This is a genomic window from Anaerolineae bacterium, from assembly GCA_014360855.1.
Classification (GTDB): domain Bacteria; phylum Chloroflexota; class Anaerolineae; order JACIWP01; family JACIWP01; genus JACIWP01.
Genome location: JACIWP010000188.1, coordinates 1 through 6291, shown reverse-complemented (window position 1 = coordinate 6291; position 6291 = coordinate 1). Strand labels below are relative to the sequence as shown.

The following is a 6291-nucleotide window of genomic DNA, read 5'->3' as shown; positions in this document are numbered from 1 at the left end:
GGCGATGGGCCGCGCGCCCAGCTTCTCCGCCGCCTGCGCGATATCGGCGGCCGCCGAGCGGTCCAGGCCGGCGTCAATGATGAGGGCCTGGTCCTCCTGCACCAGGATGCCGGCGTTGGAGCCGCTCTGCCAGTGATATGCCCCCGGGGCCAGCTCTCGCAGTTCAGCCATGGTGTCCTCCTCGACAGCGGATGAAGGTCAAGAAAAAGCCCCGACCGGTCGGGGACTGTGGGTCGGGGCGCATATGGGCGCGGGAAGGGCGCTTGCTACGCCTCGCCGAGATAGGCCGCGCGCACCTGCGGGTTCTCGCGCACCTCGGCCGCCGGCCCGGACAGCACGATGCGCCCGGTCTCCAGCACATACGCCCGATGTGCCACTGAAAGGGCCATATTGGCGTTTTGCTCCACCAGCAGGATGGTCATGCCCTGCTGGCTGATCTCGGTGATGGTTTGGAAAATGCTCTCTACCAGGATAGGCGCCAGGCCCATGGAAGGCTCGTCCAGCAGGAGCACGCGCGGCCGCGCCATCAGCGCCCGGGCGATGGCCAGCATTTGCTGTTCACCGCCGCTGAGGGTGCCGCCGAGCTGATTGCGGCGTTCCTTCAGGCGGGGGAACAACTTGAAGACCCGTTCCAGGTCTTCCTGGATGCCGGCGCGGTCCCGGCGGGTAAAGGCGCCCATGTCCAGGTTCTCCATGACGGTCAGCCGGCTGAAGATCTTGCGGCCTTCCGGCACCTGCGCGATGCCCAACTGCACGATCTCATGGGGCGGCAGGTGATGGATCGGCTGGCCGTCAAAGGTGATACTGCCCTCGCGAGGATGGCGCAGGCCGGAGATGGTGTTCAGAGTGGTGGTTTTGCCGGCGCCGTTGGCCCCGATGAGGGCCACAATTTCCCCCCGGTTCAGCTCAAACGAAATGCCCTTGAGGGCATGGATATGGTCATAATAGGTATGGATATTATGGACTTCCAGCAGGGCCATTCAGGCGACTCCCTTACCAAGGTAAGCTTCAATCACGCGCGGGTTACAGCGCACCTCCTGAGGGGTGCCCTCGCAGATTTTCTCGCCGAAATCGAGCACGGCGACGATGTCGGAGATGCCCATGACGACGCGCATATCGTGCTCGATGAGCAGGATGGTGAGATGAAGCTCATCGCGGATGCGGCGGATGAACGCCATCAGCTCTTCCGTTTCTCGCGGGTTCATGCCGGCCGCCGGCTCATCCAGCAGGAGCAGGCGCGGCTCGGAGGCCAAGGCGCGTGCCAGTTCCAGCCGGCGCTGTTGGCCGTAGGGCAGGTTGTGGGCGAACATGTCGCCGTAGCCGCTCAGCCCCACGAAGTCCAGGAGCTGATGGGCCTTATCCAGCGCCTCCTGTTCCTCGCGGCGGGTGCGCGGCAGGCGGAAGAGGGCGCCGGCCAGCCCGCTCTTCAGGCGCGAGTGCTGTCCCACCAGGATGTTCTCGATGGCGGTCATGCGCCCGAACAGCCGGATGTTCTGATAGGTGCGCGCGATCCCCAGCGCGGCGATCTGGTCAGGGCGCAGGCCCACCAGTGAGACGCCGTCAAAGATGATGCGGCCGGCCTCCGGGCGGTAAAAGCCGGAAATACAGTTGAACAGGGTGGTTTTGCCGGCGCCGTTGGGGCCGATAATGCTGAAGATGCTCCCCTGCGGCACTTCCAGGTCCACCGCGGAGACGGCTACCAGGCCGCCGAATTGTTTGGTAACGCCGTGGAGTTCCAGGATGTTCACGAGCCCACCTCACCCTCGACGAGTTCCGCCGGCGCCTCTTCGAGCGCCTCTTCCCCGGGCCGCGGGCGCTCCAACTGCGGCCGGGAGGCCGGCCACAGGCCCTGCGGACGCACGATCATCATCACCACCAGCAGGGCGCCGAAGACCAACACGCGGTAGTCTTCCAGTTCGCGCAGGATCTCCGGCAGGCCCTTCAGCACGAACGCACCCAGGATCACGCCCGGGATACTGCCCATGCCGCCCACGATGACCAGGGCCAGCACGTTGATGGAGACCAGCAGGACGAAGTCCTCCGGGCCGGTGAAGGAGTTGCGGGAGGCGAAGATGGCGCCGCTGAAGCCGGCCAGAGCCGCGCCCATGGCGAAGGCCATCAGCTTGTACTTCAGGGTATAGATGCCCATGGCCTGGGCGACCTTCTCGTCCTCGCGCATGGCACGCCAGGCGCGCCCCACGCGCGAGTGCTCCAGCCGGCGGGTGATGATGATAGCCAGGATGACGCCGATCAGGATGAAGTAAAAGAAGTAAAACTCGTTGCCGACGTCTTTGCCGAACAGCACCGGGTGCCCCACATTGCGCACGCCGCGCGGCCCGCCGGTGAATCCCGTCAGGACATCGCTCTTGGAGAGGATGCGGATGATCTCGCCGAAGCCCAACGTCACAATGGCCAGGTAGTCGCCGCGCATGCGGAGCACGGGGATGCCCAGCAGGATGCCGGCGATGGCCGCCAGCAGGACGCCGATGGGAAGCGCCAGCCAAAAGCTCATCTGAATGTGGTGCGGCTGGGGTGCGGTCAGCAGTGCCATGGTATAGGCGCCCACAGCGAAGAAGGCCACATAGCCCAGGTCCAGCAGGCCGGCCATGCCCACCACGATGTTCAGGCCCAGGCCCAGGATGACGTAAATGCCCACCGTGCCCAGGTTGTAATTCCAGTACTGGCTCAGGAAGAAGGGGGCGATCAACAGCAGGACCATGAAGACGCCCATGAGCACGCGCCGGCTCAAGGGGTTACTGCTGACCTGGGCAACGGCCGGGATCCCCAGCAGGCGCTCGCGCAGGCTGACGATACGTTCGCCGCGCGCCAGCCGCGCCGCATGCACGCGCAGGCGCCATTCCCGCCAGGCCGCGCCGGCCATGGCGCTGACCAGCAGTACCCCGCCGATGAACCCCGCCGCCGGCAGTGGGGCAAAGCCCAGCGTCAGCGCGCCAATGGACTCCTTGCTCATCTGGGTGAGCCAGGCGCGCAGGTCCACGCCGGCCTGTGTTATCGAGGCGAGGAGGTACAGGGCCGCTCCCACCAGGGCGCCCTGGACGAAGCCGGCGCTGGCGCCGGCCAGCAGAGCGTTCCCCCAGGAGCGCGCCTTCATTTGGCTCACCGCGCGGGAGCCGGCCCACAGCCCCAGCAGGACGACCATCAGCCAGACGCCCGGCCAGTGCGCCGGCACGTAGAACCAGCTCTGCAGGAGCCGGCCCATCAACATATGCACGCCGATCAGTATTAGGAAAATCGTCACGATGGCGGCGATCAATCCCGTCCGAATCCCAGTGCGCAAACCCATGGAACCCCTCGTCACACAGACTTCTGGCGAATCCGCCGGCTAGACCTTTTCCTCGGCCAGCACCTCGCCCAGGATGCCGGTCGGCCGGAAGATGAGCACCAGCACCAGCACAGCGAAGGCCAGCACGTCCTTCAACTGGAAGGGTATATCCAGGACAGCCGGCGCCAGCGATTCCGCAATGCCCAGCACGATGCCGCCGAGCATGGCGCCGGGGATGTTGCCGATACCGCCCAGCACCGCGGCGGTGAAGGCCTTCAAGCCGGGGATAAAGCCCACATAATGATAGATGATGCCGTTGTGCAGGCCCCACATGACGCCGGCGGCGCCTGCCAGCACCCCGCTGATGGCGAAGGTGTTGGCGATGACCCGGTCCACATCCACGCCCATCAGCGCGGCCGCCTCCTTATTCTCTGCCACGGCGCGCATGGCGCGGCCCAGCCGGGTGCGCTGTACCAGCAGGTACAGGCCAATCATCAATACCACGGAGAAGGCAAAGGTGAGCACGCCGGTATACGTGATGCTGACGGGTTTGCCGGCGACATCCAGCACCCAACCGACGTTCCGCTCCAGTGCCGGCGGGTTGCTGTATGTGCGGCGCATGGAGCCGAACATCAACTGGGCGGCGTTCTGCAGGAAAATGGACGCGCCGATGGCGCTGATGAGCGGTACCAGGCGCGGGGCGCCGCGCAGAGGGCGGTAGGCGATGCGCTCCAGGGAAATACCCACCAGCATGGAAACGGTCATGCCGGCCAGGAAGGTGATAAGAATGGCCAGCACCGGCTGGCGGGCGGAGAAGCCGGAGGCGGCGAAGGCCTCCAGCACGAAGTAGCCGGCGAAGGCGCCGATCATCATCACCTCGCCGTGGGCGAAGTTGATCATGAACAGGATGCCGTACACCAGCGTGTAGCCCAGAGCGATGACGGCGTACACACTGCCGATGATCAGCCCGGAGATCGCCAGGCGCGCCCACGTTTCCGCGCCGTAGGCTTGCCTCGCCAGCACGCCGTAAAACCGATAGGCGAAAAAGGCCAGCACCAGCAGGCCGATTCCCAGGCGCAAAAGGAGCCCAAGGCTGACCTTGCGCTCCTTCACCCGGGCGGTTCTCCATTTGCTTGATTCTGCCGCAACATTCATGCGATTGCCCCCAACCAGTATGGAGCAGTTCTGCCTTACTGGGATAAGGGGACGGCCAGGCCCGCCGGCCTCGCCGTCCCCTCGGACATGCGGAAGGTTATTCCGCCACGACCCACTTGCCGTCCTTGACCACCATGAACTGGATGCTGGCCGCGGCACACTCACCCACCTCGGAGCAGGTGATGGTGCCGGTCAGGCCAGGGAAGTCCTTGGTGGCGCGCACCGCGTCCGCCAAGGCCTTGCGCGGGATGGCCAGGGAGCCGTCGGCCTGCACGACCGCGACCTTCTCCAGGGCCGCCAGGATGATGGCCATGGCGTCATGCCCGTGTGGGCTGAAGGGGCTGAGCTTGCCCTGCTCATCGCCGTAGCGCTCTTTGTAGCGGGCGCGGAATTTCTCGAAGGCCTCGGACTCGGGGATGGGCACATAGGTGGAGTAGGTGCCTTCCGCAGCCTTGCCGGCCAGCTTCAGGTAGTTCTCGCCGTAGGTGCCGTCGCAGCCGAAGAAGATGACGCCCTTCAGACCGGCGGGTTCCATCTGCGAGACCAGCACCGCGGCGTCGGTGTCATAACCGCCGAAGTAGATCAGCTCGGGGCCCAGAGCGGCCACAGCGGCCAGCGGGGCGCTGTAGTCGGTCTCGCCCGGGGTGATGGCCTGGGTGCCCAGTACTTCGCCGCCCAGCGCCTTGAAGGCCTCGGCCATGACGTTGGCCAGGCCCTGACCGTAGGCACCGCCGTCGTGCATGGTGACGACCTTGCGCACGCCGAGCTTCTCATAGATGTACTTGGCGGCGAACTCGCCCTGCATCTTGTCGGTGAAGGCCACGCGGTTGAAGACCTTCGAGCCCAGCTCGGTCAGGGTCGGGTTGGTGGCGGAGGGAGAGACCATGACGATGCCGGCCTTCTCGTAAATGGGGATAGAGGCCTCGGTCTCGCCGGAGAAAATGTGCCCGACGATGCCTACCATCTGCGGGTCAGAGGCGAACTTGTTGGCGACCGCCGCACCCTGTTCCGGGGAACCCTGGGTGTCCTGGGTTACGAACTCGACCTTGAAGCCCTTGATCTCGGGATGCTCCTCGAGGGCCAGCTCGGCGCCGCGCGAGATGTCGATGCCGAAGTTGGCATAGTCGCCGGTCAGTGGGCCGGCCAGGCCGATCTTGATGGTCTTGCCGGCGGGGATGATTGCGACGCCCCACTCGTCGGTGACCTGAGCCGCCGGTTGTGCGGGGGTGGCGGTCGGCTCTTCTTGCGCCGGAGCCGGCGTGGCCGTGGGAGCTGCTTCAGTAGCCGGCGCGGCCGTGGGTGCGGGGGTGGCCGCCGGCGCGCAGCTTGACAACAGCAGGCCGGCGATGACCAAAAGCGTGCCAAACAGCAACATCCTCCTCTTCATACGAAACCTCCTTGCGCTGTACGGGAATGAATGCTTGCGAACCGGCAGGGCCGGCTGGCAGCCTCTCTGGAATTGAAGCAAATAATGGGTAAATAAAAACCTCGCGCATCGAGCGCTGCCCTGTGAGCCATTCTGCCCCTCCCAGGCGCCCATCATTGGCACGCCCCATATGCACGAGGTCACTATGATCACTGCCATGTACAAAGATGTATTATACGATTTTCCACCATATTGTCAAAAGAATTCATTTTGGGAGGTGTTAAGAGGGGTATGCGCTGTCCGGTGCAACGGGGTGAGCGCCAGGCAGGCGGGGTTGTGCATCTGAAGGGCAATGTTCAGGTGGCAGTCATCTCACAAGTGACTGCCACCTGAACGAAGGTGCTATGAGCGCGAGGGGGAGCGGGCCTCTACTGCGCGGGGTACGCGGCGCCGCCGGCCTATCAGGGCCAGCAGAGCCACCAGCAGG

At 65.0% G+C, this 6291-nt stretch carries 6 protein-coding genes; all 6 read right to left on the bottom strand.

What is annotated here, in order from left to right:
- Window positions 1–171, bottom strand: a 171-nt coding sequence (locus tag H5T60_10455) for a hypothetical protein (protein ID MBC7242852.1), incomplete at its 3' end; no start/stop codon positions are given.
- 95 nt (window positions 172–266) lie between these two features.
- On the bottom strand, window positions 267–980 hold the full coding sequence (locus tag H5T60_10450; protein ID MBC7242851.1) for an ABC transporter ATP-binding protein: 714 nt from the start codon (window positions 978–980) through the stop codon (window positions 267–269).
- Window positions 981–1748 carry an ABC transporter ATP-binding protein gene (locus tag H5T60_10445; protein MBC7242850.1) on the bottom strand — a complete coding sequence of 256 codons (768 nt, stop codon included), beginning with the start codon at window positions 1746–1748 and terminating at the stop codon, window positions 981–983. It lies immediately after the preceding gene.
- Entirely contained in the window at window positions 1745–3304 is a 1560-nt protein-coding gene (locus H5T60_10440; GenBank protein ID MBC7242849.1) for a leucine/isoleucine/valine transporter permease subunit, read from the bottom strand. Before H5T60_10440 ends, H5T60_10445 begins: the two co-directional genes overlap by 4 nt.
- Window positions 3305–3343: 39 nt before the next feature.
- Window positions 3344–4438 carry a branched-chain amino acid ABC transporter permease gene (locus H5T60_10435; protein MBC7242848.1) on the bottom strand — a complete coding sequence of 365 codons (1095 nt, stop codon included), beginning with the start codon at window positions 4436–4438 and terminating at the stop codon, window positions 3344–3346.
- A gap of 97 nt (window positions 4439–4535) precedes the next feature.
- Window positions 4536–5825: a branched-chain amino acid ABC transporter substrate-binding protein gene (locus tag H5T60_10430; GenBank protein ID MBC7242847.1), complete on the bottom strand. Its 1290-nt coding sequence runs from the start codon at window positions 5823–5825 to the stop codon at window positions 4536–4538.
- Window positions 5826–6291 lie beyond the last annotated feature (466 nt).

Bases quoted from the DNA above. Each gene is read 5' to 3' on its own strand.
- H5T60_10450 (MBC7242851.1), bottom strand. From the start codon at position 980: ATGGCCCTGCTGGAAGTCCATAATATCCATACCTATTATGACCATATC.
- H5T60_10440 (MBC7242849.1), bottom strand. From the start codon at position 3,304: ATGGGTTTGCGCACTGGGATTCGGACGGGATTGATCGCCGCCATCGTG.
- H5T60_10435 (MBC7242848.1), bottom strand. From the start codon at position 4,438: ATGAATGTTGCGGCAGAATCAAGCAAATGGAGAACCGCCCGGGTGAAG.
- H5T60_10430 (MBC7242847.1), bottom strand. From the start codon at position 5,825: ATGAAGAGGAGGATGTTGCTGTTTGGCACGCTTTTGGTCATCGCCGGC.